The 26,322-nt window shown below is 65.3% G+C and carries 24 protein-coding genes and 1 riboswitch; of the genes, 15 read left to right on the plus strand and 9 right to left on the minus strand.

What is annotated here, in order from left to right; translation table 11 throughout:
• Positions 1-14 precede the first annotated feature (14 nt).
• A riboswitch (yybP-ykoY riboswitch) is annotated at positions 15-214 on the plus strand.
• A 41-nt stretch (positions 215-255) separates the two neighbouring features.
• The 5 genes from AXYL_RS04965 (at position 256) to AXYL_RS04990 (ending at position 7,394) form a co-directional block, all read left to right on the plus strand.
• Positions 256-1,260 carry a sodium:calcium antiporter gene (locus AXYL_RS04965; RefSeq protein ID WP_013391730.1) on the plus strand — a complete coding sequence of 335 codons (1,005 nt, stop codon included), beginning with the start codon at positions 256-258 and terminating at the stop codon, positions 1,258-1,260.
• A 440-nt stretch (positions 1,261-1,700) separates the two neighbouring features.
• On the plus strand, positions 1,701-2,054 hold the full coding sequence (locus AXYL_RS04975; RefSeq protein WP_013391732.1) for a hypothetical protein: 354 nt from the start codon (positions 1,701-1,703) through the stop codon (positions 2,052-2,054).
• 422 nt (positions 2,055-2,476) lie between these two features.
• A complete protein-coding gene (gene mgtA / locus AXYL_RS04980) occupies positions 2,477-5,275 on the plus strand; it encodes a magnesium-translocating P-type ATPase (RefSeq protein WP_013391733.1) in 2,799 nt (932 codons plus the stop codon).
• A gap of 52 nt (positions 5,276-5,327) precedes the next feature.
• Positions 5,328-6,431: a porin gene (locus tag AXYL_RS04985; RefSeq protein ID WP_013391734.1), complete on the plus strand. Its 1,104-nt coding sequence runs from the start codon at positions 5,328-5,330 to the stop codon at positions 6,429-6,431.
• Positions 6,432-6,518: 87 nt separating this feature from the next.
• Entirely contained in the window at positions 6,519-7,394 is an 876-nt protein-coding gene (locus AXYL_RS04990; RefSeq protein ID WP_085947786.1) for a cytochrome c oxidase assembly protein, read from the plus strand.
• A 31-nt stretch (positions 7,395-7,425) separates the two neighbouring features.
• On the opposite strand, the gene AXYL_RS04995 is transcribed toward AXYL_RS04990, so the two are convergent.
• Positions 7,426-8,277 carry a MerR family transcriptional regulator gene (locus AXYL_RS04995; RefSeq protein WP_013391736.1) on the minus strand — a complete coding sequence of 284 codons (852 nt, stop codon included), beginning with the start codon at positions 8,275-8,277 and terminating at the stop codon, positions 7,426-7,428.
• A 295-nt stretch (positions 8,278-8,572) separates the two neighbouring features.
• On the opposite strand from AXYL_RS04995, the gene AXYL_RS05000 reads away from it, so the two are divergent.
• Entirely contained in the window at positions 8,573-9,937 is a 1,365-nt protein-coding gene (locus tag AXYL_RS05000) for an NAD(P)/FAD-dependent oxidoreductase (protein ID WP_237709978.1), read from the plus strand.
• 91 nt (positions 9,938-10,028) lie between these two features.
• Positions 10,029-11,474 carry an amino acid permease gene (locus AXYL_RS05005; protein WP_013391739.1) on the plus strand — a complete coding sequence of 482 codons (1,446 nt, stop codon included), beginning with the start codon at positions 10,029-10,031 and terminating at the stop codon, positions 11,472-11,474.
• Between the two features lie 28 nt (positions 11,475-11,502).
• On the opposite strand, the gene galU is transcribed toward AXYL_RS05005, so the two are convergent.
• A complete protein-coding gene (galU, locus tag AXYL_RS05010; RefSeq protein WP_013391740.1) occupies positions 11,503-12,354 on the minus strand; it encodes a UTP--glucose-1-phosphate uridylyltransferase GalU in 852 nt (283 codons plus the stop codon).
• Between the two features lie 56 nt (positions 12,355-12,410).
• Here galU and AXYL_RS05015 point away from each other — a divergent pair, with 56 nt between their 5' ends.
• Positions 12,411-13,937 carry a M48 family metalloprotease gene (locus tag AXYL_RS05015; protein ID WP_013391741.1) on the plus strand — a complete coding sequence of 509 codons (1,527 nt, stop codon included), beginning with the start codon at positions 12,411-12,413 and terminating at the stop codon, positions 13,935-13,937.
• Between the two features lie 33 nt (positions 13,938-13,970).
• Here AXYL_RS05015 and AXYL_RS05020 read toward each other — a convergent pair whose 3' ends face one another.
• The 4 genes from AXYL_RS05020 to AXYL_RS05035 form a co-directional block, all read right to left on the minus strand.
• Complete coding sequence (locus tag AXYL_RS05020) at positions 13,971-15,071, minus strand: YheT family hydrolase (RefSeq protein ID WP_013391742.1); 1,101 nt, start codon at positions 15,069-15,071, stop codon at positions 13,971-13,973.
• A 17-nt stretch (positions 15,072-15,088) separates the two neighbouring features.
• Positions 15,089-15,511: a YybH family protein gene (locus AXYL_RS05025; RefSeq protein WP_013391743.1), complete on the minus strand. Its 423-nt coding sequence runs from the start codon at positions 15,509-15,511 to the stop codon at positions 15,089-15,091.
• 37 nt (positions 15,512-15,548) lie between these two features.
• The gene (locus AXYL_RS05030; protein ID WP_013391744.1) at positions 15,549-15,770 is read right to left on the minus strand and encodes a zinc-finger domain-containing protein; all 222 of its coding nucleotides are present in this window, start codon (positions 15,768-15,770) and stop codon (positions 15,549-15,551) included.
• A 78-nt stretch (positions 15,771-15,848) separates the two neighbouring features.
• Positions 15,849-16,769: a branched-chain amino acid transaminase gene (locus AXYL_RS05035; protein ID WP_013391745.1), complete on the minus strand. Its 921-nt coding sequence runs from the start codon at positions 16,767-16,769 to the stop codon at positions 15,849-15,851.
• Positions 16,770-16,965: 196 nt separating this feature from the next.
• Here AXYL_RS05035 and AXYL_RS05040 point away from each other — a divergent pair, with 196 nt between their 5' ends.
• The 3 genes from AXYL_RS05040 to AXYL_RS05050 all read left to right on the plus strand — a co-directional run bounded on the left by AXYL_RS05040 (position 16,966) and on the right by AXYL_RS05050 (position 19,852).
• The gene (locus tag AXYL_RS05040; protein ID WP_013391746.1) at positions 16,966-17,715 is read left to right on the plus strand and encodes an AzlC family ABC transporter permease; all 750 of its coding nucleotides are present in this window, start codon (positions 16,966-16,968) and stop codon (positions 17,713-17,715) included.
• Positions 17,712-18,047 (plus strand): AzlD domain-containing protein, encoded by a 336-nt coding sequence (locus AXYL_RS05045; RefSeq protein ID WP_013391747.1) that lies wholly within the window; start codon positions 17,712-17,714, stop codon positions 18,045-18,047. The genes AXYL_RS05040 and AXYL_RS05045 overlap by 4 nt, the downstream gene beginning before the upstream one ends.
• A 323-nt stretch (positions 18,048-18,370) precedes the next feature.
• Positions 18,371-19,852 carry a DEAD/DEAH box helicase gene (locus tag AXYL_RS05050; RefSeq protein WP_013391748.1) on the plus strand — a complete coding sequence of 494 codons (1,482 nt, stop codon included), beginning with the start codon at positions 18,371-18,373 and terminating at the stop codon, positions 19,850-19,852.
• Between the two features lie 88 nt (positions 19,853-19,940).
• Here AXYL_RS05050 and AXYL_RS05055 read toward each other — a convergent pair whose 3' ends face one another.
• On the minus strand, positions 19,941-20,324 hold the full coding sequence (locus AXYL_RS05055) for a thioredoxin family protein (RefSeq protein WP_013391749.1): 384 nt from the start codon (positions 20,322-20,324) through the stop codon (positions 19,941-19,943).
• Between the two features lie 63 nt (positions 20,325-20,387).
• On the opposite strand from AXYL_RS05055, the gene AXYL_RS05060 reads away from it, so the two are divergent.
• The 3 genes from AXYL_RS05060 (at position 20,388) to AXYL_RS05070 (ending at position 23,079) form a co-directional block, all read left to right on the plus strand.
• Complete coding sequence (locus tag AXYL_RS05060; RefSeq protein ID WP_013391750.1) at positions 20,388-21,197, plus strand: EI24 domain-containing protein; 810 nt, start codon at positions 20,388-20,390, stop codon at positions 21,195-21,197.
• A gap of 34 nt (positions 21,198-21,231) precedes the next feature.
• A complete protein-coding gene (locus AXYL_RS05065) occupies positions 21,232-22,047 on the plus strand; it encodes a competence/damage-inducible protein A (RefSeq protein WP_013391751.1) in 816 nt (271 codons plus the stop codon).
• A gap of 168 nt (positions 22,048-22,215) precedes the next feature.
• Positions 22,216-23,079 (plus strand): IclR family transcriptional regulator, encoded by an 864-nt coding sequence (locus tag AXYL_RS05070; RefSeq protein ID WP_013391752.1) that lies wholly within the window; start codon positions 22,216-22,218, stop codon positions 23,077-23,079.
• Between the two features lie 78 nt (positions 23,080-23,157).
• Here AXYL_RS05070 and AXYL_RS05075 read toward each other — a convergent pair whose 3' ends face one another.
• Positions 23,158-24,135 carry a tripartite tricarboxylate transporter substrate binding protein BugD gene (locus AXYL_RS05075; RefSeq protein ID WP_013391753.1) on the minus strand — a complete coding sequence of 326 codons (978 nt, stop codon included), beginning with the start codon at positions 24,133-24,135 and terminating at the stop codon, positions 23,158-23,160.
• A gap of 381 nt (positions 24,136-24,516) precedes the next feature.
• On the opposite strand from AXYL_RS05075, the gene phaP reads away from it, so the two are divergent.
• Positions 24,517-25,095, plus strand: coding sequence for a TIGR01841 family phasin (gene phaP / locus AXYL_RS05080; RefSeq protein ID WP_013391754.1), 579 nt, complete (start codon positions 24,517-24,519; stop codon positions 25,093-25,095).
• Between the two features lie 151 nt (positions 25,096-25,246).
• Here phaP and AXYL_RS05085 read toward each other — a convergent pair whose 3' ends face one another.
• Positions 25,247-26,287, minus strand: coding sequence for a quinone-dependent dihydroorotate dehydrogenase (locus AXYL_RS05085; protein WP_013391755.1), 1,041 nt, complete (start codon positions 26,285-26,287; stop codon positions 25,247-25,249).
• Between the last annotated feature and the right edge of the window lie 35 nt (positions 26,288-26,322).

The following is a 26,322-nucleotide window of genomic DNA, read 5'->3' on the forward strand; positions in this document are numbered from 1 at the left end:
GCTGCTACAATCGCCGCTCTGTCATTGGGGAGTAGCCATCCTTTGTCCCCTCAAAGGAGCTAGCGTCAACAGACTTGGTGGTTCAGCGCTGCGCAGCAGCCGCTAGAACTCCATGGCGCTAGTAGCGGTTCCATGCATGTCGGCAAGCCCGCCGCATGGACCAGCCAGGCGAGACCTTTGGCCGCGTTGCGTTCACCCCAGCCGGGCGAGCCGCGACGTCGCGCCAATTGGTTTCTGCTCGTCCGGCTCGCCTATATGTTTCTCACCCTGTTCCTGTTTTTCCTGTCAGCGGCAGTGATCTACTTCGCCTGCGAATATTTCGTAAATGGCGTTGAATGGGTCGGCCATCGCTTTCAGCTCGGCGCCACCGCCACCGGCACCGTGCTTGCCGCGTTCGGCACCGCCTTGCCGGAAAGCGCGGTGACCTTCATGGCCGTCGTGTTCGGCGAAACCCCTGAGCAAAAAGACATAGGCGTCGGCGCGGCCATGGGCGGCCCGCTGGTGCTGGCGACACTGGCGTACGCGGTGGTCGGCCTGGCCCTGTGGCGCGCTCGGCGCGGGCAGGCCACGCAGGCGGACTGTATCAACGCGGACCAGCGCCGGCTGGCCCGCGACCAAGCCTGGTTCATGGGCATCTTCATCTTCAAGGTGGGCCTGGGTCTGCTGGCCTTTGCCTGGAAGCCCTGGCTGGGCATCCTGTTCCTGGCCACCTACGGCCTCTACGTCAAGCGCGAACTCAGCCGCGACGAGGCCAGCCTGGATGCCGAGGAACTGGAACCGCTGAAGCTGCGCCCCCGCGATGAAGACCCGGCCATGTTTTGGGCAGTCGCGCAGACGCTGCTGGCCTTGGTGGTCATCGCCGGCGCATCGCATGTGTTCGTGAATCAGATCGAGTTGTTGGGCGTAGCCATGGGCGCGTCGCCGCACGTTGCCGCCCTGTTGCTGGCGCCGGTGGCGACCGAGTTGCCGGAAATCATGAACGCGCTGATCTGGGTGCGCCAGGGCAAGGAGCGGCTGGCGCTGGCCAACATCTCGGGCGCCATGATGATCCAGGCGACCATTCCCAGCGCGCTGGGGATTTTCATGACGCCGTGGCTGCTGGACGCGCCCTTGCTGGCGGCTGGTCTGTTCACGATGTTGTCTATCGGTCTCCTGTGGTTGCGTTTCCGCCGTTCAGCCATGAGCGTGCCGGCTTTGTCGGCGGTGGGCGGGTTGTATGCGGTGTTCGCCGCCTATCTGGGCTGGCATTTCTACGTCTGACAGTGGTTTGCGCGCGGGGCTGCGGCCCCGCGCCGGTTTTTGCGGCATTCAAGTCCGATTTAGCGGCAAAAACCTTGTCCATAAGTGGAAACCCGCGTAAAATCCTGCCTGTTATCCATCCCAGGAGCAGTCTTCGTGAATACCGATTCCGGCGAAAGTAGTCGATCTTGCATCGACGTCGCTGTTTAACAGGTCCACGCAGAACTCCGTCTGCCGCAGCCTGTTGAACAGGTTGCGGTTGTATCCCAAGCTCCAGGCGCAAGCCCGGGCAATCGCGCAAGCCAGCGGCTTGCCGGGAACCTCCCCAACGTAAACCGCCAGAACCGCCGCCATCCGCAGCGTCAGCGTTCGTGCACGTTTGCCCGTGCCAGTCCGCCGAGCGCCGCGCGAGTGCGCGCGTATTCGCGATCACGCTCCCCATTCTTGCAATGGAGGTCGTTATGCGTTTCTTCGACTTGTTCCTACGCCGCGCCGGCGTGGACCGCGCCACCGCCCTGGGCCGCCGCCGCGGCACTTCGCGCCTGACGGTCATCTGTCCGCGCGACGAGCTGGGCGCCTTGCGCAAGCAGATCTGCCTGGACTTCAGCGCCGCCGGCCTGGATGTCTCGCAAGTGCAGATCGACCAGGGCCGGGATCCTGGCATGGCATCGGCCTGCATCACCGTCAATTGCCCGCCGGAGCTGCGCGGCGAATTGATGTCGCAGGCGCGCCGCCTGAGCGCCAATCCCGCCGTGCGCCACGTCCATTTCGGCGCGCAAGCCACGCAAGCCGCCGCGCAAGCCGCGCTGGCCTGACGGCAGCCGATTCATTCCACAGGAGAGATCATGCCTAGTGCCTTAGACCCCGAGCCTCGATTGCGCCCAGTGCGCGGCGCCGGCATGCCTGTCTGATCTGTCTACTCGCTGCGAGCCGACAGGCAGGATAGTCATCCTGGCCCGTACGGAGTCCGCAGCCAAGAATCCCCGGCCTGGCCCACACCTTGTGCGCCCTTGCCGCCGGTATCGATTCCCCCGCTAGCTCCCTTCCGTTTTCCGCACCCGGCGCATTTCATGCGATCCGGACACCGGCAACATTGCTCCGGCGCCTGCGCACGCCTGTACGCGGCGGCTTGACGGCTTTCTGCGCGAAAGCCGCGGCCTGCTGCTGCCTGCGCGCGGGCGCGGCGGGCAGGGTCGTCCGTGTCTCCGACAACGATACGTACAACCGGAGCACTCCCATGTTCAAGTTCCTCAAGTCCTTCTTTACGTCCGCGGCCGGCCTGCGGCAAACCGCAAGGCACTTCCGCCGCTCGCCCCTGCCGGAACAAGGCGCGGCGGCCGCCGCCGCAGCCTCCGACACCGCGCGCCACGCCAACCGCCAGATGCTGGACCTGTCGCGCATGGACTTCGGCGCCGTGTTCGCGCTGTTCGGCAGCAGCCGCGGCGGGCTGTCGGAAGCCCAGGCACAGGCCGCGCGCGAACGCTACGGCGCCAACGAGGTCGACCATGAAAAGCCGCTCTCCTGGCCTGCCCATCTCTGGCTGTCCTACCGCAATCCGTTCAACCTGCTCCTGACCGCGCTGGCGGCGCTGTCCTGGCTTACCGACGTGCACATGGCCGTCCCGGACGACCAGTCCTGGACGGCGGTGTTCATCATCGGCGCCATGGTGCTCATCTCCACCGTGTTGCGCTTTGCGCAGGAGCAGCGCTCCAGCCGCGCCGCCGAGTCGCTCAAGGCCATGGTGCAGAACACCGCCACCGTGCTGCGCAGCGATCCCGCCACCCAGGCCGAAGGCGACGCCCGCCGCTTTTTTGGCGTGACGCTGCATGTCAGCGGCTCGCGCCAGGTGGAGGCGCCGCTGACGGAACTGGTGCCGGGCGACGTGGTGCTCCTGTCCGCCGGCGACATGATTCCCGCCGACTGCCGCATCCTGGGCGCCAAGGACCTGTTCATCGCGCAAGCCGCGCTGACGGGCGAATCCCTGCCCGTCGAAAAATACGCCACGCAGCGCACGGACACCGCCAACGCGCTGGAACTGGAGAACATGGCGTTCATGGGCACCAACGTGGTCAGCGGCTCCGGCAGCGCCATGGTGGTGGCCACCGGCTCGCGCACCTATTTCGGCCAGCTGGCCGGGCGCGTCACGCAGACCAGCCGAGCCCCGACCCAGTTCCAGCAAGGCATCAACCGGGTGAGCTGGGTGCTGATCCGCTTCATGCTGGTCATGGCACCCATCGTCATGCTGATCAACGGCTTTACCAAAGGCGACTGGATGGAGGCATTGTTGTTCGCGCTGGCCATCGCCGTGGGCCTGACGCCCGAAATGCTGCCCATGATCGTCACGGCCACGCTGGCCAAGGGGGCGGTGCGCATGTCGCGCCGCAAGGTGGTGGTCAAGCGGCTGGATGCCATCCAGAACCTGGGCGCGATGAACGTGCTGTGCACCGACAAAACCGGCACCCTGACCCAGGATCGCATCGTGCTGGAACGCCACACGGATGTGTATGGCGCCAGCAGCGACGATGTGCTGGCCTACGCCTATCTCAACAGCTACTACCAGACCGGCTTGAAGAACCTGCTGGACGTGGCGGTGCTGCAGCACGCCGAGGTCGAGCGCAAGCTCGATCTGGCGGCGAAGTACCGCAAGGTCGACGAAATCCCCTTCGACTTTTCCCGGCGCCGCATGTCGGTGGTGGTGAACGAGACCGAGAACGGCCGCGAGCACCACGAACTGATCTGCAAGGGCGCGCTGGAAGAAATGCTGTCGGCCTGCACCCGCCTGCGCGTGGGCCACGAAGAACATCTGCTGACCGATGCCCGCCGGGCCGATATCCGCCGCGTGACGGCGGACCTGAACCGTGACGGCCTGCGCGTCATCGCGGTAGGGGTCAAGGAAATGCCGCCGACCCAGCAAACCTATGGCGTGGCCGACGAGTCCGACCTGGTGCTGGTCGGCTACATGGCTTTCCTGGATCCTCCCAAGGAATCCACCGCTCCCGCGCTCAAGGCGCTCAGGAACTCCGGCATCGAAGTAAAGGTGCTGACGGGCGACGTCGAGCTGGTAACCCAGAAGGTCTGCCGCGAGGTGGATTTCGAGGTGCGCAAGGTCTACCTGGGCGCCGAGATCGAGGCGATGGACGAGGCGCAACTGGCCGCGGCCGTGCGCGAGGCCAATGTGTTCGCGCGCCTGACGCCAGCCCACAAGGAGCGCATCGTGCACAGCCTGCGGGCCCAGGGCAACACCGTGGGCTTCATGGGCGACGGCATCAACGATGCCCCGGCCCTGCGGGCGGCGGACGTGGGCATTTCGGTGGATTCGGCGGTCGATATCTCGAAAGAGGCGGCCGACATCATCCTGCTGGAAAAGAGCCTGATGGTGCTGGAGGACGGCGTCATCGAAGGCCGCAAGACCTTCTGCAACATGCTCAAGTACCTGAAGATGACGGCCAGCTCGAACTTCGGCAACGTTTTCTCGGTCCTGGTGGCCAGCGCCTTCCTGCCGTTTCTGCCGATGCTGCCCATCCATCTGCTGGTGCAGAACTTGATGTACGACATTTCCCAGACGGCGATTCCGTTCGACAATGTCGACGAAGAGCTGTTGAAGCAGCCCCAGCAGTGGGACCCTGACGGCCTGGGCCGCTTCATGGTGTTTTTCGGTCCGATCAGTTCCATATTCGATATCGCTACGTATGCGCTCATGTGGTACGTATTTCAGGCCAATGCACCGGAACACCAGACCCTGTTCCAGTCGGGCTGGTTCGTCGAAGGCTTGCTGTCGCAGACGCTCATCGTCCATATGATCCGCACGCGCAAGATCCCGTTCCTGCAAAGCCGCGCCGCCTGGCCGCTGATGGGCATGACTTTGATGGTGGTGGCGATGGGGCTGCTGCTGCCGTTCTCGCCGCTGGCGGAATACCTCCAGCTGCAGCCGCTGCCATGGAGCTATTTCCCCTGGCTGGTGGGCATCCTGTTGGCCTACTGCACGCTGACGCAGTTGTTGAAGGGAATCTGGGTCCGCCGTTATGGCTGGCAATAAGTAGATGAGGACCGCGGCGGGCGCATGCCCGCCGCGCAATCAGGAGAAACGCATGAGAATCGCTACTTTTGCCGCGCTGATGGCGGCCGGCCTGGCTCTTCCCCTGGCGGCGCGCGGCGCCGATACCGCACAGGGGCTGTCGTTGTACGGTGTGGTCGACGCGGGCGTGGCCGTCACCAAGGTGTCGGGGCAGGGCAGCCATAGCGGGCTGCTCAACGGCGGCTTGACCGACTCGCTGTGGGGCATGACGGGGGCGGAAGACATGGGCGGCGGCTGGAACGCCCGCTTCCAGCTGGAAAGCGGCTTCGATCCCTCGTCGGGCAAGCGGGCCGACGATGATCGCCTCTTCAACTACGCCGCCTGGGTGGGCCTGGCCCATGACAGCTACGGCGACTTGCGGCTGGGTCGTCAGCACACCATAGGCCAGGTCTACGGCAATTCCCTGGAAATCGCCTCCTGGAAGGAAATGGGGATGGGCGCCACGTTCAAGGCGTCCGACAACTACCAGTTCAGTAACCTGGTCAATTACTACACGCCGGTCTGGCAGGGCTTTCAGGCCGGCATCGGCTATTCCTTCGACGCCGACGACCGCAGCCGCTTCCGTACCGCCAACAATAACCGCGCCCTCAGCCTGGGGCTGAAATATGAGGACGGCCCCTTGCTGGCGGTCGCCACCTGGGACCAATTGCGCCTGGCCGAAGCCCCGCCGGGCAGCAATGGCCGGCCGCAGGCGGTGCAGTTGGGCGCCTCGTATGATTTCGAGGTGCTGAAGCTGTCCCTGGCCTGGTCGCGCCAACGCAACGGCGACGTCGGGCTGGACGGCGGCGATCCGGACGGCCTGGGCATGGGCCTGGGACCGGCCGCCTTCGTGCGCGGCGGCACGGTCAACGCCTGGCTGGTCGGCGCCAGCGTGCCGGTGGGGCCGGGCACGGTGCTGCTGCAATGGTCGCTGGCGCGGCCGGACTGGCATTGGGACAACGGCATGACGGCGCGCAATGCGCAGGTGATGACTCTGGGCTATACCTACGGCCTGTCCCCGCGCACGACGCTCTATGCCTTTACCGGCTATGTGTCGAACTACACGCTGGACGACCAGTTCGATCCTGCCCATTCCCACACCACGCGCGTGGGCACGGGCATTTCACACCGTTTCTGAGCGCCGGGGCAGGGCGGGCCGGGGTCAACTACAATCGGCGGGTGCGGCGCATGGCGCCCGTCCTCGTACAGCCCCGACGTTTTCCGGATGGTTTGCATGGATAGTCTCGAATGGCTCATACCCTGGGAGTTCTCTCCCACGCTGGTGGCCTCCTTCCTGGTGGCCATCGCACTGTTCGTGCGCGGCCAAAAAGTCCATCACGTGACCGTCGCCCGCCGCATCCTGTTCTGGACCGGCATGGTGCTGCTGTACCTGTCCATGCATACCCGGCTGGACTACTACGCCGAGCGCATGTTCTTCATCCATCGCATCCAGCATCTGGTGCTGCACCATCTGGGGCCGCTGCTGGTCATGGCGGCTTTCCCGGGGCAGGTGATGCGGGCGGGGCTGCCCATGAGCTGGCGCATCCGCCTGCGCGACTTCCTGCGCACCGGCGCCGGTCGCGCCACGGTGACGCTGCTGACCCACAAGATCTTCGTGCCGGCGCTATTCGTCTTCCTGGTGATCGTCTGGCTGATCCCGTCGGTGCAGTTCTATTCCATGCTGGACTGGCGCCTGTATCGCCTGATGAACTGGTCGGTGGTGATCAGCGGCTTCATGTACTGGAACCTGATCCTGGACCGCAGGCCCGCGCCGCCGGCGGCCATGACGCCGGGCGGCCGCGTCATTTCGCCCGTGCTGACGATGCTGCCGCAGATGGTGGCGGGGGCCATCATCGCCTTTACTGAAAGCGATATCTACCCGCTGTTCGAGCTGTGCGGCCGGGCCATCGCCATGTCGGCCCAGACCGATCAGACCATAGGCGGCCTGACCATGTGGATTCCGGCTGCGCTGGTCGAAGTGATCGGCCTGATGGTGGCCCTGGGAACCTTGATGCGCCTGTCGGCCAAGGGACGCCTGCGCAAGGCGGACCGCGATGCCCAGGCGCGGGCCAGGGCTCGCGCGCGCGCCGCTTCAGCCTAGGGCTTCATGATGGGGCGCTGCCCTGCGGGCTTCAGAAGCTCTTCGGCGTGTTGACCCAGAACAGTTCCACGGGTTCCTCGCCGACGACTTTCCACGAGTGAGGCCGTGCGCTCAGGAACGAAATGCTGTCTCCGGCATGCAGTGTCACGGGCGCAGACAGATCCACCGTAATGCTGAATTCGCCGCGGAGGACGTGTATGCACTCCTCTCCATGGTGTGCGTAGGCGCCCTCGCTGCGGGCGCCTGGCGCCAGGATCCATTTCTGGCAGTCGAGCGAGGGCAGGCTGGTAGCCAGTTGCAGGATCTGGATGCCGGCGCCGAAAGACGGAGCTTGCGCTTCGTGGCCCCGGCGCACCACCTCCGCCGCGTTGCGCGATGGCTTGGGCGACGCTTCCGACAAGGCGGTCAACGAGGTGCCATAACAGGTGGCCAACAGCTTCAGGCTCGCGACGGTGGCGCCGCGCCCGGTCCGTTCAAAGGTGGAAATGAAGGATACCGGCAGACTGGTTTCGTCCGACGCTTCTTTCAGCGACAGATCCGCGTGTCGACGCGCGGCGCGAAAGCGCAGTCCGAGCGCGACGGCGTCAGCCATTTCGCGGGCCTGAGGCGCGGCGGCGGCCGCACCAGCGGATGGCGGCGGCGCCACGGCCCCGGCCGCGGCCTGCGATTCTTCCAGGACGCGGCGGATTGCAGGCATGTTGAGGCCGTTGATCTGCCGCAGACGAACAATGTGGGATACGCGCGCCAGATCCGCATCTGAATAGATGCGCTGCCCCGTTTCGGTGCGCGCCGGGACGAGGAGTCCGTGTTGCTCCCACAGCCGCAGCGTCGAGATGTTCGTACCCGTGAGACGCGCGACGTCGCCGATTCGATATTCAGACATGCAGTGAGTTCCTATGCAGGGCGCGGGGACCCTTGGCCAGCGTGGCGGACCCGCTGGCATCGTAAGACATACAGAATATATATAGATAAATTATATAAACCTCGTCCTTCATGAATGGACCGTAGGTATAAGGGAAAGCCCCTATTTTTCGTGAAAATCAGCTTGGATAGGATCGCAACCTACAGAAAATATGTAGATATATTTTCCTAAACGATAGTCGGATAGGGACGCTTCGCTCATGCTTACTCCACGCCGTTCAAGGCCTGCCTTGCTCCCTCTGCAACGCAGCTTCTGGATGCAGGAGGCCGAACCCGCCTTGCAGGCGTGCGCGCCCCTGACCGGCAGCCAGGCTGCCGACATCGTGATTGTCGGCGGCGGCTATGTCGGTCTGTGGACGGCGTTGACCATCAAGGAGGTCAGTCCTCAGTCCAAAGTCGTCGTCCTGGAGCAGGACGTCTGCGGGGGCGGGGCTTCAGGACGCAATGGCGGCATGGCCATGTCCTGGTGGCCCAAAATCGCAACGCTGCTCGCTTTCGCCGACGTCGACGATGCCTTGTTCCTGGCCCGGGCTTCGGCGCGCGCCATCGATGACATCGAACAGTTCTGCGGCAGGCATGGCATCGACGCGCACTTTCGCCGCGGCGGATGGCTCTGGACTGCCACGTCCGACGCGCAACGCGAGTCATGGGAAGGCACCGTCCGGGCCTGCGCGCGGGTCGGTGCGCATCCCTTCGAGGCCATGCTGCCGGAGGACGTCGCGCGTCGCACCGGGTCCCGCTTGCACAGGGCGGGCGTATTCGAACGCGGCAACGCCACGGTGCAGCCGGCACGGCTGGTACGAGGCATGCGCCGGGTGGCCCTTGAACGCGGCATCGTGATTCACGAACACACACCCGTACTGGAATGGAGTCAGGGTCGCCCTTCGGTGATTCGTAGCGCCCGCGGCACCATCCTGGCAAAAAGCGTCGTGCTGGCGACCAACGCGTGGGCGGCCTCCATCCCCGGAATTGCACGGCTGATCGTGCCCGTCAACAGTTCCATCGTCGTGACGCAGGCCATTCCCGGCCGCCTGGCCTCCCTGGGCTGGACCGGCGGGGAAGCCATCACCGATTCCCAGTTGATGGTCGGGTACTACCGAACCACAAGAGACGGGCGAATCGTATACGGCAAGGGCACGGGGGCGCTCTCCTGGGGTGGCGCCATTGACGACACCTTCAGCCGCCACGAAGCAAGCTGCCGGATGGCGGAGCAGGATTTCCGCCGCGCCTATCCCACGCTTGCCGACGTACGCGTCTCTCATGCGTGGTCGGGTCCGATCGATCGGACCTATGACAGCCTGCCCGTTTTCGGCACCTTGGCGGGCACCGAGCATATCCATTACGGCGTGGGCTGGAGCGGCAATGGCGTCGCGCCCAGCCTGTTGGGCGGCAGGATCCTGGCCAGCCTTGCGCTGGATCGCCACGATGAGTGGCGCCGCTGCGCCCTGGTCGGCCGCAAGGCCAAGCGATTTCCGCCCGAACCCATCAAGTATCTGGGCGGCTCGCTGGTCCGCAACGCCGTGCGCCGAAAGGAGTGGCGTGAAGCGCGGGATCTTGCGCCGCGCCGAATCGACGTGATGCTCGCGGGGCTGGCTCCCGCTGGCCTTGAAGACAAGGCTTGAGCGTCGCCATCCATCGGGCCTGCCGTGCGGCCCGCCCCGGAAAAATCAAAAAAACGCGCCCCATGCCGGGGCTGCGGTCTAAGGAGAAAGCATGTCTAAGGGTGAGGGACTCAAAGGTGGGCTGCAATCGCGTCATATGACGATGATTTCCATCGCGGGCGTGATCGGCGCAGCCTTGTTTGTCGGGTCCGGCAAGCAAATCGCGCTGGCCGGACCCGCGGTGATCCTGGCCTATCTGGGGGGCGGGATCCTGGTATTTCTGGTGATGCGCATGCTGGGCGAGATGGCCGTGGCCCAGCCAGATACCGGTTCATTTTCGACTTACGCGGACCGGGCCATCGGACGCTGGGCGGGTTTCACCATCGGCTGGCTGTACTGGTACTTCTGGGCGTTGCTGATGGGTTGGGAAGCCTATGTCGCGGGACAGATTCTGCACGGCTGGTTTCCCGCGGCGCCCGATTGGGTCTACGCCTTGCTCCTGACGCTTGGGCTGATCGGCGTCAACTTCATGAACGTCAGGAACTACGGGGAATTCGAGTTCTGGTTTGGCCTGATCAAAGTCGTCGCCATCGTGTTGTTTCTGGCGATCGGAACCTTGGCGGTCGCGCATCTGTGGCCCTTGGGCGATGCCGGCGGGATGTCCAACCTGACCGATAGGGGCTTCATGCCCAATGGACCCAGCGCCGTGGTCACCGCCTTGCTAGGCATCATGTTCGCCATGATGGGCGCGGAAGTCGTCACGGTGGCGGCGGGCGAAACCTCCGAGCCCGGCGGCCAGATCGTGAAAGCCATCCGGTCGGTGGTCTGGCGGATCTGCCTGTTCTATGTGGGGTCCATCTTCCTGGTGGTATGCCTGGTGCCTTATGACACTCCGGCCCTGGTCGATCCCACGCGCGGCAGCTACAACGTGGTCCTGGACGCAATGGGCATTCCCTACGCGCAATGGATCGTCAACGCCATTGTGCTGACCTCCGTCTGCAGCTGCTTCAACTCGGCGCTGTATGTCTCGTCGCGCATGCTCTATTCATTGGCCCGCCGCGGCGACGCCCATCGCATCATGGCGGTGACTGGCGTCTCCACCGGCGCGCCGTACGTGGGCGTGGTCATATCCAGCGTGTTCGCATTCGTTGCCGTCTACATGATGGCAACGTCTTCGATGGACCTGTACGACATCCTCATGCAAACCACCGGTTGCGTGGCGCTGTTTGTCTACCTGACCATCGCATTCTGCCAACTGCGCATGCGGCAGCGCCTGCAGGCTCAAGGCGTCGAACTGAAGTTCAAGATGTGGCTGTTCCCATGGCTGACCTGGGCGGTCATCCTGTTCATCTGCGCAGCCTTGGCGACGATGGTGGTGGAGGGAACGTATCGCCAGGAAGTGCTGTACACGTCCGCGCTGGGCGCCGTGATCGTCCTGATGGGCGCACTGGCGCAGCGTTATGGCATAGGCGGGCCAAAAGGCCGGGATCAGACGGTCCGGAAGGCCCTGGAACAAGGCTTGAGCAGCCCGAGGGAGGCCGCGGCGCTCAAGCCTTGATGGACCATGAACGGCCGCAGGCTTGCGGCTATTCCGGCAGCAGGCCGTGGTACTTCTTGCCCAGCGCCACGGTGGCCTGGAACATGCCGGCCTTGCTGCCGCAGTCATAACGCACGCCTTCATAGCGGTGCGCATACACGGCGCGCTCGCGCATCAGCGAGGCAATGCCGTCGGTCAGCTGGATCTCGTTGCCAGCGCCCATCTTGGTCGAACGCAGGTGGTCGAAAATCGCCGCTTCCAGCACATAGCGGCCCACCACGGCCAGCGTCGACGGCGCGGCTTCGGGATCCGGTTTTTCCACGATATGGGTGACGCGTTCGGTGCGGCCGTGGGCGCTGGCATCCCCCTGGCGGGTGGCCACGATGCCGTACTTGCGGGTATCGGCGCGCGGCACGTCCTGCACGCCCAGCACACTGGCGTTCTGCGCCACGGCCACCTCGATCAGCTGCTTCAGCGCGGGCTGGTCGGAGTCGATCAGGTCGTCGGCCAGCAGCACGGCAAAGGGTTCGTCGCCCACGGCGGGCGCGGCGGACAGCACCGCATGGCCCAAGCCCAGCGGCGCCGATTGGCGGATATAGAGGCAATTCACATGCGCGGGTAGAATGCCCCGCACCATGGCCAGAAGCTCATGCTTGCCCTTGCTTTCCAGGTCCGATTCGAGTTCCGGCGCGGAATCGAAGTGGTCTTCGATGGCGCGCTTATTGCGCCCCGTCACGAAGATAAGGTCCGTGATTCCGGCGGCCACGGCTTCTTCCACGGCATATTGGATCAGCGGCTTGTCGACCACGGGCAGCATTTCCTTGGGCATCGCCTTGGTGGCGGGCAGGAAGCGCGTGCCCATGCCGGCGACAGGGAAAACAGCTTTACGGACAGGACGCATTGAAACCTCGTTGGGCTATCGATGAAACATTTTAAGCGCATCGCTATCATAGGCTTATGAACCGCAGGAAAATGCCATCCATTTGCTCGATTGCGAAACGGGGTGCAATCGTCGGGCTGTCCGTGGCCCTGACCGTGCCCGCTCTCCCCATTGCTGCCTGGGCGCAGCCCGTGGGCCTGCCCTCCATGGGGGCGGCGTCCGCGGCCGAACTGTCCCCCATGCTGGAGCGCAGCCTGGGCGAGGCCATCATGGCCCAGGGGCGGCGCGACCCGACCTACGTGGACGATTCCGAGCTCAGCCAGTACCTCACTACCATGGGGCGCAAGCTGGCGGCGTTCGCGCCCGGCGCGGTCCCCGAGGTCGAGATGTTCGGCGTGCGCGACCCCGAGATCAACGCCTTCGCCATGCCTGGGGGCTTCATCGGCGTCAATACGGGGCTGATCGTGGCTTCCGCCAGCGAGTCCGAGCTGGCCGCAGTGCTGGCGCACGAAATCGGCCACGTCGTGCAGCGCCACATCGCCCGCGGCATGACCCAGCAGAACCAGAACAGCATGGTGATGCTGGCCAGCCTCGCCGGCGCGCTGCTGGCGGCCCTGGCCGGGGGCGGCGGCAATCTGGCGGTGGGCGTGGCGGCTTTCGGCCAAGCCGCGGCCATCAACCGTCAACTGGGCTTTTCCCGTGATGCGGAACGCGAGGCCGACCGGGCCGGGCTGCAGATGCTGACCAAGGCGGGGTACGACGCCGAAGGCATGGCGCAGATGTTCGGGCGCCTGATGAACGCTTCGCGCCTGAATGAAGGCGCCGGCGGCGGCTCATGGGCCAGCACCCACCCGCTCTCCATCGAGCGCATGTCGGACGTGCAGAATCGGGTGCGCAACCAGTCTCCCGTGACGCGCCACGTGGACAGCGACGATTTCTGGTACATCCGCGCCAAGATGCGCGTGGTGCAGGGCCGCGACGCGGTCAGCCTGCGCACCGCCGGCCAGCAGTTGCAGGACGAGGCCCAGGCGCTGTCGGGCGTGCGCAAGTCGGCCGCCTACTACGGCCTGGCGCTGCAGGCGTTCCAGCGCAACAACCTGGCGGAGGCCGAGCGCAACTGGAATCTGGCGTCGGCGGACGGCCGCAGCTCGGCCCAGTTGGCCAAACTCAGCGTGGATATCGCCCTGGCGCGCAAGGAGTACCCCCGGGCGCTGGAGCTGGCCCAGGCCGGCACCAAGCGCTGGCCCGGCCACCGGGCCCTGGGCATCGCCTACGCCCAGGCGATGCAAAGCATCGGCCGCCACACGGACGCGCAGGAGTACCTGCGGGCCAGGATCAAGCAGTGGGGCAGCGACGAGCCCAGCCTCTACCAGATGCTGGCGCAGAGCGAAGACCGCAACGGCAAGCCGGTGGCGGCCCGCCGCGACCAGGCCCGCTACTACGTCATGACGGGCGCCTACGCAGCCGCGGAATCGCAGCTGCAGCAGGCGCGCAACATGTCCACCGATTTCTACGAGCAGTCGCAGATCGACGTGCAGATCAAGGAAGTCAAGGACAAGCTGGCCGAAGAGCGCCAGTTGCTCGAACGCTTCAAATCGGGCTGAGCGCCGGGCCGGGCGGGGTAGGGCGCAGGCGCCCTACTGGCCGGTTTCGAAGAAGCGTCCCAGCCGCTGCGGCAGCCAGTTCAGATGAGCCGGGAAGCTGCCCGTCGGAAAACCGGCATGGCCGCCGTCCGTGGGCTGGTGCAGCAGTATGGCGGGCGAGCAATCCTCGGGTGTCGGCAGCGACGCGGCCGGCACGAACGGATCGTTGCGCGCATTGAGCACCAGCGTCGGCACGGATATCTTCGGCAGCCAGGGCTTGCTGGACGCGCGCGTCCAGTAGTCCAGCGCATTGCGGAAACCATGCATGGGCGCGGTGTAGGTGTCGTCGAATTCGCGCAGGTCGTGCGCATGCGCAATGCGCATGACGTCGACGGCGCCAGGATAGCGATGCGCCTTCTCCAGCACCTTGTGCTTGAGCGTCTTCAGGAAATGAGCGGTGTAGACCCGGCGGTTGAACATGCCGGTGGATAGCGTCTTGCCGCAAGCCACCAGGTCCAGCGGCACGGACACGCCCGCGCAGGCGGTCAGCCAGCCGGTGTCTTCCTGGTGCTCGCCCAGGTACTTGAGCAGGGCGTTGCCGCCCAGCGATACGCCGACCGCATGCCAGCGCGCATGCGGGATGCGCTGGCGCACGGTTTCCAGCATGAAGCCGACCTCGGCCGAATCGCCGGAGTAATAGGCGCGGGCCAGGCGGTTCGGCACGCCGGAACAACCGCGGAAATGCGCGATCACCACGATCCAGCCGCGCGCGCGGAAATGATGCGCGATAGATTGCGCGTAGCGGCTGTTGCTGCCGCCTTCCAGGCCATGGAACAGAATCAGGGCGGGGGTGTCAGGCGTATGCGGCAGGGACTTCCAGTCCGCGTCCGTCATCCACCTGGCCGCGGCAGTCTTGCCATTCGCGACCGGGCGCTGGCCGCTGACGGGCGCGCCGTCGGCGGACTTGTGCGGGAACAGGCCGGGGCCGGTCCAGTCGAAGTCGACGAAGTCGGTATCGGGCGTGTCCACCCGTTCGCGCACGAACGCGATGCGGTGGTACTGCGCGAACAGGGCGGCATAAACCGTCTGGCTGTCGCCTCCGGGCAACCAGGAGGGAACGGGACAGGGCGTTGTATCAAGACGAGCAGCGGCCAACTAAAAATCCACCCGATTCAATGCAGCATGTCGGGTACGTCGTGCAAGTCGAGCACCCCGGCTTCCGTGGGCGCCGGCGAGGCATGGTGCATGACCATGCGCCAGCCGGTGGGGCCCTTGTGGTAGATGTTGGTGGCATAGCAATTGGCGAATTGCGTGCCTTCCCGCGTCTGTACCGCCACCTGTTCCACCAGCACGTGCACCGCGCACATCATGCTCAGCATGACCAGCGGGCGCAGGGGCCGCACGTGCAGCGGGCCGTTGGTCAGCACCTGCTGCCAGGAGTCGTGCACCGCCGAATGGCCGACGATGCGCAGGCCCCCCGGATGGATGCAGACGACTTCCTCGTCGTCCGCCCACACTTGCATCAGGCGCACGACGTCCGCCTGCTCGAGGGCTTCGTAGAACGCGTGCTCTGCTTCTTCGGGCGTGGCGAACATGATGGCGGATACGGGTCGACGTTGTAGAGCGGGTGACTCAGTGCCCGTGGCCGTGCAGCACGGTGCCGGGCTTCAGACGGTACTCGGCGCCGCAGTAGGCGCAGCTGGCCGAGCCGCTGCGGGCCACGTCCAGGAACACGCGCGGGTGCATGCTCCAGAGCGGCGCCTTGGGGCCCGGACAGAACACGGGCAGGTCGTCGGCGCCGACCTCGATGACTTCGTGGGGGTGGGGGACGGCGGCCGGAGCAGCAGCGGTCATGGATATTCCTGAAAAAAAAACCGGTAAACGGCAGGTTGGGGCAATGATGCGGCCTGGTCGGGGACCGGGCCGCGCGGATCAGACTTTACTCAGCCAGTGATGGTACTTCGGGTTGCGGCCATTCACCACGTCAAAAAATGCTTTCTGCAGCTTCTCCGTGATCGGGCCGCGCCGGCCAGTGCCGATCTGGCGGTTGTCCACTTCGCGGATGGGCGTTACCTCGGCGGCGGTGCCGGTGAAGAACGCCTCGTCGGCGATATAGACGTCGTCGCGCGTCAGGCGCTTGGTCACCACGCGCAGGCCCAGGTCGGCGGCCAGCGCATGGATGGTGGAGCGGGTAATGCCGGTCAGGGCGGACGCGATCTCCGGTTCGCAGAGCACGCCGTCCTTGACGATGAAGAGGTTTTCGCCCGAGCCCTCGGCCACGAAGCCTTCGGTGTCCAGCAGCAGGGCTTCGTCGTAGCCGTCCTGCAGGGCCTCGGTATTGGCCAGGATCGAGTTGGCGTAGGTGGTGGCGACCTTGGCGCGCGGCATGGTGACGTTCACGTGCTGGCGCGCGAACGACGATACCTTGACGCGGATGCCCGCGGACAGCGCCTCTTCGCCCAGGTAGGCGCCCCAGGGCCAGGCGGCGATAGCCACGTGCACCCGGGCGCCCTTGGGCGACACACCCATCTTCTCGGGGCCGTAGAACACCAGGGGGCGCAGGTAGCCGGCTTCCAGCTGGTTCTCGCGCACGACCGTCCGCTGCGCCTGGTTGATCGTGTCGCGATCGAAGGGCATGGGGATCTGGTAGATGTGCGCCGAATTGAACAGGCGGTTGGTATGGTCTTCGAGGCGGAAGATGGCGGTGCCGATCTCGGAGCGGTAGGCGCGCACGCCTTCGAATACCGACAGGCCGTAGTGCAGGGAGTGCGTCAGGACGTGCGTGGTCGCGTCTCGCCACGGTACGAGCTTGCCGTCATACCAGATGAAGCCGTCGCGGTCTGCCATCGACATGGTCTACTCCCAAGAGCCCAAGAATCTCGAGGCCCGTATTGTATCAAGCAGCGAGGTTACAATACGCGCCTATTCGCGCCCCGGCGCGGCGCCGCCAGGCCCGCGCGCAGTGATCCCGGCGGGCGAACGGGTTGTCGTGCGTTCCTTTTCCTTAGAGTTTCCATGTCGTCCTGTCCGAATCGCCAGGGGCCTGCCGTTGTCCTCTGAATCTGCGCTTCCTGAAACCGAAGACCCCATTGCGGTCCGCCAGGAACGCGTCACCGCCTTCCGCGCTGGCGTCCACGCCATCGTGCCCGCCCTGATTGCCACCGCCACCTGGGGGCTGGTCACCGGGGTGGCCATGGTCAAGTCCGGCCTGACGGAGACCATGGCGCTGGCCATGACCCTGCTGCTGTACGCCGGTTCTGCCCAGCTGACATCCCTGCCGCTCATCGCCACCGGCGCGCCGCTCTGGCTGATCTTCGCCGCCGGTTGTGTCGTCAATCTGCGCTTCCTCATTTTCGGCGCGGCGCTGCATCCCTATTTCCGCCACCTGTCCTGGCCCAAGCGGCTGGGGCTGGGCTATTTCACGACCGACATGGGTTTCGTGCTGTTCATGCCGCGCTACGGCGATGCGGCCGTGCGCGGTACGCGCGAACAGCTTTGGTTCTTCCTGGGCGCCATCGCGCCGGGCTGGTTCGTCTGGCAGACGTCCTCCATTGTCGGCATCTATCTGGGCACCATGGTGCCGACGGGCTGGTCGCTGGACTTCGCCGCGGTGCTGGCGCTGCTGGCCATTACGGTGCCGCTGGCCAACACCAAGCCCATGCTGATTTCCATGTTGGCCGCCGGCGTCGTCGCCTGGACGGGCCAGGTCCTGCCGCTGCGCCTCGGCCTGGCGGCCGCCGTCGTGGCGGGCGTGGTCGCCGGCATCTGGGCGGAACGCTACTTCAAGGCCCGCGCATGACCCTCTGGCCCGCCGAAATCTATGTCTATTCCGCCATCCTGCTGCTGGCGCTGTGCAGCGTGCTGACGCGCGCCGGCTTCATGCTGTTCGGCGACTACATCCCCCTGCCGGAGGGCGTGCGGCGCGCCTTGCGCTATGCGCCGGCCGCCGCCCTGACCGCCATCATCGTGCCGGACTTGCTGCCCTGGAAGGCTGGCCTGGGGCCGGTGTTCGACTACAAGCTGGTCGCGGGCGTGGTCGCCATCCTGGTTTTCCTGCGCACGCGCAGCGCGGTGCTGGTCATCATCGTGGGCATGCTGGCCCTGTGGGGCCTGCGCTGGCTAGCTGGTTGACGGGTTTTTTTCGAAACGTCCATCCAGTGGACGCTGCTGGTATGCCCGGCGGGCGCTTTCTGGCGGCTGCCGGAAGGCGTTTGCAATGCCTTTCGAACGCGGACCGAACCGTGTGGTAATGCGGCTGCGCTAAAATCATGTTATCCACAGCAATCCGGGCCTGGTACTGCCCTCATAAGTATCGAATCCAGAATGCGCCGCCTGCCCTGCAAGGCAGGATGCTGATTGCGCGTGTTCAGGTTGTTCCGATGCATATGTAGTGCAGTGCGCGTAGCACTCTCGTTTTGTTCTTTTTCACTGGTCCCGGTATCTGCCTAACCCTGATGACTGAATCCACTCAATCCGTAGCACCCGCCGCTGACGCGCCCGCGCCGACGTTCACTGATTTCGGTCTGCATCCCCTGCTGCTGCAGTCCATCGCCGAAACCGGCTACACCACCCCCACGCCCATCCAGGCCCAGGCCATCCCCGTCGTGGTGGAAGGGCGCGACGTCATGGGCGCGGCCCAGACCGGCACCGGCAAGACGGCCGCTTTCACGCTGCCCATCCTGCACCGCCTCATGCCGCTGGCCAACACCAGCGCATCGCCCGCGCGCCATCCGGTGCGCGCGCTGATCCTGACGCCCACGCGCGAGCTGGCTGACCAGGTCTACGAAAGCGTCAAGCGCTACAGCAAGCAGACGCCGCTGCGTTCGGCGGTGGTGTTCGGCGGCGTGGATATCGGTCCGCAGAAGGAAGCCCTGCGCCGTGGTTGCGAAGTGCTGGTGGCCACGCCCGGCCGCCTGCTCGACCACGTCGAGCAAAAGAACGTGAACCTGAGCCAGGTCGGCATCCTGGTGCTGGACGAAGCCGACCGCATGCTGGACATGGGCTTCCTGCCCGACCTGGAACGCATCATCCGCCTGCTGCCCGCGCAGCGCCAGGGCCTGCTGTTCTCCGCGACGTTCAGCAATGAAATCCGCAAGCTCGGCCGCTCGTACCTGAATCATCCGGTCGAAATCGAAGTCGCGGCGCGCAACGCCACCGCCAACACGATCACCCAGATCGCCTACAAGATGCCCAGCGACGCCAAGCGCGCCGCGGTCGTGCACCTGGTGAAGTCGCGCGGCCTGAACCAGGTCATCGTGTTCTCCAACACCAAGATCGGCACGGCGCGGCTGGCCCGCGACCTGGAACGCGATGGCGTCAAGGCCGAGTCGATCCATGGCGACAAGACGCAGGCCGACCGCATGAAGGCGCTGGAAGCCTTCAAGGCCGGCGAACTGGAAGTGCTGGTGGCCACCGACGTGGCCGCGCGCGGCCTGGACGTGGCCGGCGTGCCCTGCGTCATCAACTATGACCTGCCGTACAACGCCGAAGACTACGTGCACCGTATCGGCCGTACCGGCCGTGCCGGCGCCTCGGGCGAGGCCATCGCCTTGTTCACGCCCGACGAAGAGCGTTTCCTGCTCGACATCGAAAAACTCATCAAGCGCGAAGTGCCGCGCGGCACCCTCGACGTGCCGGCCGAACTGGTCGCGCGCAGCCACCGCCGCAGCGACGAGCACCGCGGTTCGTCCTCGCGTGAAGGTCGTGAAGGTCGTGAAGGCCGCGACAGCCGTGGTGATCGCGGCCGTTCGTCCGACCGCCGCTCCGGCTACTCGTCCGGGGCGTCGCGCCAGCCCGTGGACGATTTCTTCCTCAAGCCCTACGAGCCCTCGGCCCCGTCCGCACCGGCCGACGAGCCGGCGCCCAGGAGCAACGGCGCATCCGCCGGGCCGAAGCGCCAGATCGCCGTCTTGCTCGGCGGCAGCCGCAAGCCCTGAACCGGGTCCGCATGAAAAAACCCGCAAGCCTTTGGGCGTTGCGGGTTTTTTTATGGCTGGCGCGCGTAGCGTGCCAGAGCGCTACTGCTCAGGCTGCCAGCAAGCGCGGCAGGTCCGGCAATGCCGCGGCGACGGCGGGACTATTTTCATTCAGGCTTTCGAGCAGGCGTTCCAGGTGGCCGATATGCGGCAGCATCGGGCCGTAGAACACCACTCGCGCGCCGATCTGCACCAGCAGCGTGGGGAAATTCTCGACGTCTTCGTCGCCCAGCAGTTCGGCGTGGTCTTCGATATCGATCCAGGCGAAGACGTGTTGGGGCAGGGCGTCGGCCAGCGCTTGCAGCTTGGGCTTGTATTGCTCACAGGTATCGCACCAGGCCGCGCAGAAGCAGGCTACCAGCCAGGCGTCGGGCGATGAGCCCAGCCGCGCGCGCAGCGCGGCCAGATCGGTATCGGGTACAAGTAGAGACATGTGGGCAGATCGAGGCGTGTTTGACTATCATACCCGGGATGTCTACCCCCTCATTCCTCGTCCATGACCGCTTTGCGCACTGATTCCGTCCCGCCTGAAAACGGCCGATTTTCCGCTGCCGGATCCGGCGCCGTCAGCGTGGGCCAGGCGTTCAAACGCGCCCTGGTGTCCCAATGCCACCCCACCATGCTGTTCGCGGTGCTGCTGCCATTCCTGATTGCGCTGGTGGGGGCCCTGTTGTTGCTGTACCTGTTCTGGACGCCGCTCAATGAATGGCTGGCGGCCGAGGCGGCTCGCTGGGACTTCGTCAATCGGGCCGAGGACTGGATGCTGGCGATGGGGCTGTTCTCGCTCAAGGTCTACATGATCCCCGTGATCGCAGTGGCCATCCTGTTGCCGGTATCGGGCATCCTGGGCCTGGCGATTGCCGCCGTCTTCGTGATGCCGCTGGTGCTGCGTCACGTCAGCAAGCGTGAATACGTGAGCGTCACGCCGCAAGGCAAGCACGCGACCGCGGTCAGCGTGTGGAACGCAATCTGGGTGTCGCTGGCGTTTGCCGCGGGCTGGTTGCTGACGCTGCCGCTATGGCTGGTGCCGCCCATGGCCATCGCCTTGTCGATCTTCTGGTGGGCCTTCGCGTTTTCGCGCATGATGCGGGTGGACGCCATCGTCGAACATGCCAGCCCCGCCGAGCGCAAGCTCATCCTGGAGCGCAACAACGGCGGCTTCTGGACCATAGGCCTGATCTGCTCGTTGCTGAACCTGTTGCCGCCCGCATGGGTCATCCTGCCGGTGTTTTCGGCCCTGGTTTATGCCCACTACGGTCTGGAAGCGCTCAAGCGCTTGCGCGAGGACCGCGTCATCGACGTCTGACCAGCGTCACCCCTCTCAACTTCTGGAATCGGACATGGCCGCAGAATCCGCCGCCCGCCGCATCGGCCTCATCATCGTGGGGGACGAGATCCTCTCGGGCCGCCGTCAGGACAAGCATTTTTCCAAGGTCGTCGAGCTTCTGGGCGCGCGCGGCATGCAGCTGAGCTGGGCCGAAATCGTGCCCGACGACCGCGGCACGCTCATCGCCACCTACAAGCGCAGCTTCGCCACCGGGGACGTGGTGTTTTCCTGTGGCGGCATCGGCGGCACGCCCGACGACCACACCCGCCAGGCCGCCGCGGCCGCGCTGGGCCTGCCGCTGGCGCTGCATCCCGAGGCCGAGCAGGCCATCGCCTTGCGCACGGCCGAGATGGCTGCCAAGGGGCAGGGCACCGCCGACATGAGCGCGCCGGAAAACCAGCAGCGCCTGCAGATGGGCGTGTTTCCGCAAGGCTGCGAAGTCGTGCCAAACCCCTATAACCGCATCCCCGGCTTCTTCATCAAGGACCATACCTTCGTGCCGGGCTTCCCCGTCATGGCCTGGCCCATGCTCGAATGGACGCTGGATACGCGCTATCGTGCGCTGCAGCATGTGCGCGCCCATGCGGAGCATTCCTTCCTGGTGTTCAGCATGCCCGAATCGCGCATCACGCCGGCCATGCAGGCCGTGGAAACGCGCTGGCCGGGCGTGCGAGCGTTCAGCCTGCCCAGCGTGGGCGAGGCTGGCGGCACGCCGCATATCGACCTCGGCGTGAAGGGCGAGCCGGCCGCGGCCGCTGAAGCGCTGGAGTATTTGCGGGCCGAGGTGCTGCGCCTGGGCGGCAAGCTGGCGCCCCCTCCAGCAGCGTGAAGCCAGGGCCGCCCACTATGCGCGGCCCTTTTTTTGATACAAAAACCGGTTGCCAAACGCGCCAGTAAATTTCACAATACGGGAAAGAACTGTTTGCTGCGATGCCGCAAGTCCGGTTCCCGAAGGTGGGGCCCTACAGGCGGCGCGGCTGTCCTCGCCCCCCTTTCCATGTCCCGTCTCCCCACTACCCGCAATGCCCTGGACGCCGAGACCGAAGGCGCCTCCGCCCATCCCATCGCCATCCAGGTGATCGAACGCGCCATGCGCCTGCTCGACGCCCTGGCCGCGCAGCCGGATCCGGTAACGCTCAAGGAACTGTCCGCGACCACGGGTCTGCATGCGTCCACTGCGCACCGCATCCTGAATGACCTGGTCGTGGGCCGCTACGTTGAACGCGTCGACAACGGCCTGTATCAATTGGGCATGCGTCTGCTGGAGCTGGGTTCGCTGGTCAAGGGACGCCTGAACGTGCGCGAGGCAGCCATTTCCGCCATGCGCTCGCTGCACAAGCTGACCGGGCAGACCATCAACCTGTCGGTGCAGCAGGGCGATGAGATCGTCTACATCGAACGGGCCTGGAGCGAGCGTTCGGGCATGCAGGTGGTCCGCGCCATCGGTGGCCGCGCGCCGCTGCACCTGACCTCCACCGGCAAGCTGTTTCTGTCCACTGCCGATGCGCGCCAGGTCCGCGCCTACGCGTTGCGCACCGGCCTGGCCGGCCACACGCGCAACAGCCTGACCGACCTGGACCGCCTGGAACGCGAACTGGCGCTGGTGCGGCGCCACGGCTATGCGCGCGACAACGAGGAACTCGAACTCGGCGTGCGCTGTATCGCCGCCGGCATTTTCGACGACACCGGCAAGCTGGTCGCGGGCCTGTCCATCTCGGCCCCGGCCGAACGACTGCAGGACGACTGGATCAAGGCCCTGGTCGACACCGCCGCCAGCATTTCCGAAGCGTTGGGCTACGAGCCCTCGGTATCCTCCGGCTTCAACGGCCTGGGCATGGCGGCAGAGGCCCTGCGCCCGTAATCCAAGGCGCCCGGCCAAAAAAGAAAAGCCCCTGATGGGGCTTTTCTTCGATGTGCGCCGTACAGGCGCCCGTTCGGATTACTGCTGTTCGACGCCAGCCTTCTTGAACAGCTCGCCCCACTGCGGAACTTGCTGCTTGACCTTGGCATCCAGGGATTGCGGATTGGCTTCGGACGTCAGCACCGTGGCGCCCAGCTGCTTCATGCGGTCCTGGAACTTGGGATCGGCCAGACCGGCCTGCAGGCTCTTGATCAGCTTGTCCACGACCGGCTTGGGCGTGCCCTTCGGCACCCACATGCCATGCCAGATGCCCACTTCAAAACCCTTGTAGCCGGATTCGTCCATGGTCGGCAGGTTCGGCAGCGTGGGGACGCGCTTCAGGCTGGTGACGGCGTAGGCCTTCACCTTGCCGCTGTCGATCTGCTGGGTGGTGTTGGTGGTCTGGTCGCACAGCAGGTCCACCTGCTTGCCCAGCAGGTCGTTCATGGCCGGCGCGGTGCCCTTGTAGGGGATGGTCAGCAGTTGCACGCCCAGCGCTTCGACCAGCATGGTGCCGCACAGATGGCTGGCGGCGCCGATGCCGGCGTTGGCCAGGGACACCTTGTCCTTGTTCTGTTTGACGTACTCGGCCAGTTCCTTGATGTTGTTGGGCGGGAAGTCGGAGCGCGCGATGATGGTCATCGGCACGTCGACCACCAGGCCGATAGGCTCGAAGCTCTTGTAGGGGTCGTACCCCGGATTCTTGTACAGCGAGGGCGCGGTCGAGAAGCCGGCGTGCATCAACAGGACGGAATAGCCGTCAGGCTGCGCGCGCGCCACCTGGGTGGTGCCGATGGTGCCACCGGCGCCGCCCTTGTTCTCGACCACGACCGTCTGGCCCAGGCTCGGCCGCATGGCTTCCGCGAGCGAACGCGCGACGTTGTCCGTCGGGCCGCCAGCGGCGAACGGCACCACCATATTGATGGGGCGATCCGGATATTCGGCTTGGGCGGCGCCGGCTGCGAGCATGGCGCTGGCCGCGAGCAAGGCCGAAAGCGTGCGGGGGATGAGGGTCATGGAGTCTCCAATTGCAGGGTTTTGCTGCTGCGATTTCATTGTTGCGCGCTGACTTGTGGGTTTATTTGTCTGTCATCAGCGTGAAAGCAGTTTAGAAAACAATTGATACGTCGTCACTTCGGGTATTTCCTGAATCCTGGGAAATCTTTGTGCTGGATCAAGCCCGTATGAGGCGTGCACCGTCGAAGTGCAATTCTTTGTTGCGTTGCACAAAAACTCCTTGACAAGTTTTTTTGCCAGTCTAGAATGTGAATTGTGCAGTGCATCAAACGGGCCGGCGGTAGCTTGTAGTACCAGTTTCCGCGCACGTTTCTCTAGTTCGTCGCAGACAACCATCCTTACTTGCCGGACAGCCTCCGGCTACCCCTAAAGGAGCATTCTATGAGCGCTATTCCGCAACAAGTCCTGGACCGTCAAAAGGCCAGCATCAACACCATCGTGGCCGCCCAGACCGCTGTTTTCGCCGGCTTCGAAAAGCTGGTCGAACTGAACCTGAAGGTCGTCCGCGCCACGCTGGACGAAGTCGCCCAGAAGTCGCAGCAAGCCGCTGAAGTCAAGGATCCGCAGGAAGCCGCCGCTTTCGCCTCGGGCCTGCTGCAGCCGGGCGCCGAAAAGGCCATGGCCTACACCAAGCATGTGTACGACATCGTCGCCGGCGTGCAGACCAGCCTGGTCAAGCTGACCGAGGAACAGATCGCCGAAGGCCAGCAGCAGCTGAGCGAAGCCGTCGACCAGTTCTCCAAGAACGCCCCGACCGGCTCCGAAAGCGCCGTTGCCCTGATCAAGTCCTCGCTGGCCACCGCGACCAGCGCCTACGATTCCATGACCAAGGCTGCCAAGCAGGCTGCTGAAGTCGCCGAATCGAACCTGAATGCCGCCGCCAACGCGACCTTCAAGGCTGCCTCGGATGCTGCCGACGCCGCCACCAAGGTTGCCAGCCGCAGCCGCCGCAGCGCCTAAGTTTTTGGCGCGCAGTGCTGCGCAAACCGCAGTTATGTAGTACTGTTGAGTGACAGAGCAGAGCTGGAATTAGGGCCACCCACCGGGTGGCCCCTTTTTTTGCCTGCTTTTTTGTCCTTATCGCCGCGGTGGATGCCGGCGCCGTTTCCGGTCAGCGCGCCACGGCGCGCACGCACTCGCCCACCAGGGCCGGACCGCGGTAGATCAGGCCGGTATAGAGCTGCACGGCGTCGGCGCCCGCGTCCATTTTCTCGCGCGCCTGGCGGCCCGACATGACCCCGCCCACGCCGATGATGGCCAGGCTGCCGCCCAGCCTTTCCTTCAGGCGGCGGATGACTGCCAGCGACAATTCATGCACCGGGGCGCCCGACAGGCCGCCGGCTTCCTCGGCATGCGGCTGGCCGGTGACGGCATCCCGCGAGAGGGTGGTGTTGGTGGCGATGACGCCGTCGATGCCATGGCGCGGCAGCGTTTCCGCGATGGAGTCGATCTGCTCATGCGTCAGGTCGGGAGCGATCTTCACCGCCATGGGCACGCGCCGCTGGTGTTTGTCTTCCAGGGCGCGGCGCTTGTCCGCCAACTGCGCCAGCAGGGCCGACAGCTCGTCGCCGCCTTGCAGCGCGCGCAGGTTCTTGGTGTTGGGCGAGGAAATGTTCACCGTCACGTAGTCGGCATGCGGATACACGCCTTCCAGCCCGATCAGGTAGTCGTCTGCGGCGCGCTCGATGGGCGTGTCCGCGTTCTTGCCGATGTTCAGCCCCAGGATGCCGCCTTGCTTGCGCCAGGCGCTGCGCTGCACATTGGCCAGGAAGGCGTCCAGTCCCTGGTTGTTGAAGCCCAGCCGGTTGATCAGCGCGTTGGCGCGCGGCAGCCGGAACATGCGCGGCTTGGGGTTGCCGGGCTGGGCGCGCGGAGTCACCGTGCCTACCTCGATAAAGCCGAATCCCAGATTGCCCAGCGCGTCGATATAGGCGCCGTTCTTGTCCAGGCCCGCGGCCAGCCCGATCGGGTTGGCCAGTTGCAAACCCATCAGCGTGCTCGGCGCCTTCGGCTGCGCATGCATGAGCTTGCGCGTCGCCCCGCACTCATAGGCGCGTTGCAGGCCCGACAGGGTGACTTCGTGGGCGGTTTCCGCGTCCATGGCGAACAGCGCCGGGCGGGCCAGGGGATAGGCGTGGAAGAGGATAGACATGGGGCGGAATTGTAGAGCGAATTTTGCCGGCCCTG

Origin of the sequence: Achromobacter xylosoxidans A8 (assembly GCF_000165835.1) — a bacterium.
Classification (GTDB): domain Bacteria; phylum Pseudomonadota; class Gammaproteobacteria; order Burkholderiales; family Burkholderiaceae_B; genus Achromobacter; species Achromobacter xylosoxidans_B.

Excerpts from the sequence above, each read along its gene's own strand:
- AXYL_RS05060 (WP_013391750.1), top strand. The coding sequence starts at position 20,388 with ATGACCGCTTTGCGCACTGATTCCGTCCCGCCTGAAAACGGCCGATTT.
- AXYL_RS04965 (WP_013391730.1), top strand. The coding sequence starts at position 256 with ATGTTTCTCACCCTGTTCCTGTTTTTCCTGTCAGCGGCAGTGATCTAC.
- phaP (WP_013391754.1), top strand. The coding sequence starts at position 24,517 with ATGAGCGCTATTCCGCAACAAGTCCTGGACCGTCAAAAGGCCAGCATC.
- AXYL_RS05045 (WP_013391747.1), top strand. The coding sequence starts at position 17,712 with ATGACCCTCTGGCCCGCCGAAATCTATGTCTATTCCGCCATCCTGCTG.
- AXYL_RS05085 (WP_013391755.1), bottom strand. The coding sequence starts at position 26,287 with ATGTCTATCCTCTTCCACGCCTATCCCCTGGCCCGCCCGGCGCTGTTC.
- AXYL_RS05025 (WP_013391743.1), bottom strand. The coding sequence starts at position 15,511 with ATGTTCGCCACGCCCGAAGAAGCAGAGCACGCGTTCTACGAAGCCCTC.
- AXYL_RS04985 (WP_013391734.1), top strand. The coding sequence starts at position 5,328 with ATGAGAATCGCTACTTTTGCCGCGCTGATGGCGGCCGGCCTGGCTCTT.
- galU (WP_013391740.1), bottom strand. The coding sequence starts at position 12,354 with ATGCGTCCTGTCCGTAAAGCTGTTTTCCCTGTCGCCGGCATGGGCACG.
- AXYL_RS05050 (WP_013391748.1), top strand. The coding sequence starts at position 18,371 with ATGACTGAATCCACTCAATCCGTAGCACCCGCCGCTGACGCGCCCGCG.
- AXYL_RS05055 (WP_013391749.1), bottom strand. The coding sequence starts at position 20,324 with ATGTCTCTACTTGTACCCGATACCGATCTGGCCGCGCTGCGCGCGCGG.
- AXYL_RS04995 (WP_013391736.1), bottom strand. The coding sequence starts at position 8,277 with ATGTCTGAATATCGAATCGGCGACGTCGCGCGTCTCACGGGTACGAAC.
- AXYL_RS04975 (WP_013391732.1), top strand. The coding sequence starts at position 1,701 with ATGCGTTTCTTCGACTTGTTCCTACGCCGCGCCGGCGTGGACCGCGCC.
- AXYL_RS05000 (WP_237709978.1), top strand. The coding sequence starts at position 8,573 with ATGCAGGAGGCCGAACCCGCCTTGCAGGCGTGCGCGCCCCTGACCGGC.
- AXYL_RS05030 (WP_013391744.1), bottom strand. The coding sequence starts at position 15,770 with ATGACCGCTGCTGCTCCGGCCGCCGTCCCCCACCCCCACGAAGTCATC.
- AXYL_RS05065 (WP_013391751.1), top strand. The coding sequence starts at position 21,232 with ATGGCCGCAGAATCCGCCGCCCGCCGCATCGGCCTCATCATCGTGGGG.
- AXYL_RS05070 (WP_013391752.1), top strand. The coding sequence starts at position 22,216 with ATGTCCCGTCTCCCCACTACCCGCAATGCCCTGGACGCCGAGACCGAA.
- AXYL_RS05035 (WP_013391745.1), bottom strand. The coding sequence starts at position 16,769 with ATGTCGATGGCAGACCGCGACGGCTTCATCTGGTATGACGGCAAGCTC.
- AXYL_RS05005 (WP_013391739.1), top strand. The coding sequence starts at position 10,029 with ATGTCTAAGGGTGAGGGACTCAAAGGTGGGCTGCAATCGCGTCATATG.
- mgtA (WP_013391733.1), top strand. The coding sequence starts at position 2,477 with ATGTTCAAGTTCCTCAAGTCCTTCTTTACGTCCGCGGCCGGCCTGCGG.
- AXYL_RS05075 (WP_013391753.1), bottom strand. The coding sequence starts at position 24,135 with ATGACCCTCATCCCCCGCACGCTTTCGGCCTTGCTCGCGGCCAGCGCC.
- AXYL_RS05015 (WP_013391741.1), top strand. The coding sequence starts at position 12,411 with ATGAACCGCAGGAAAATGCCATCCATTTGCTCGATTGCGAAACGGGGT.
- AXYL_RS04990 (WP_085947786.1), top strand. The coding sequence starts at position 6,519 with ATGGTTTGCATGGATAGTCTCGAATGGCTCATACCCTGGGAGTTCTCT.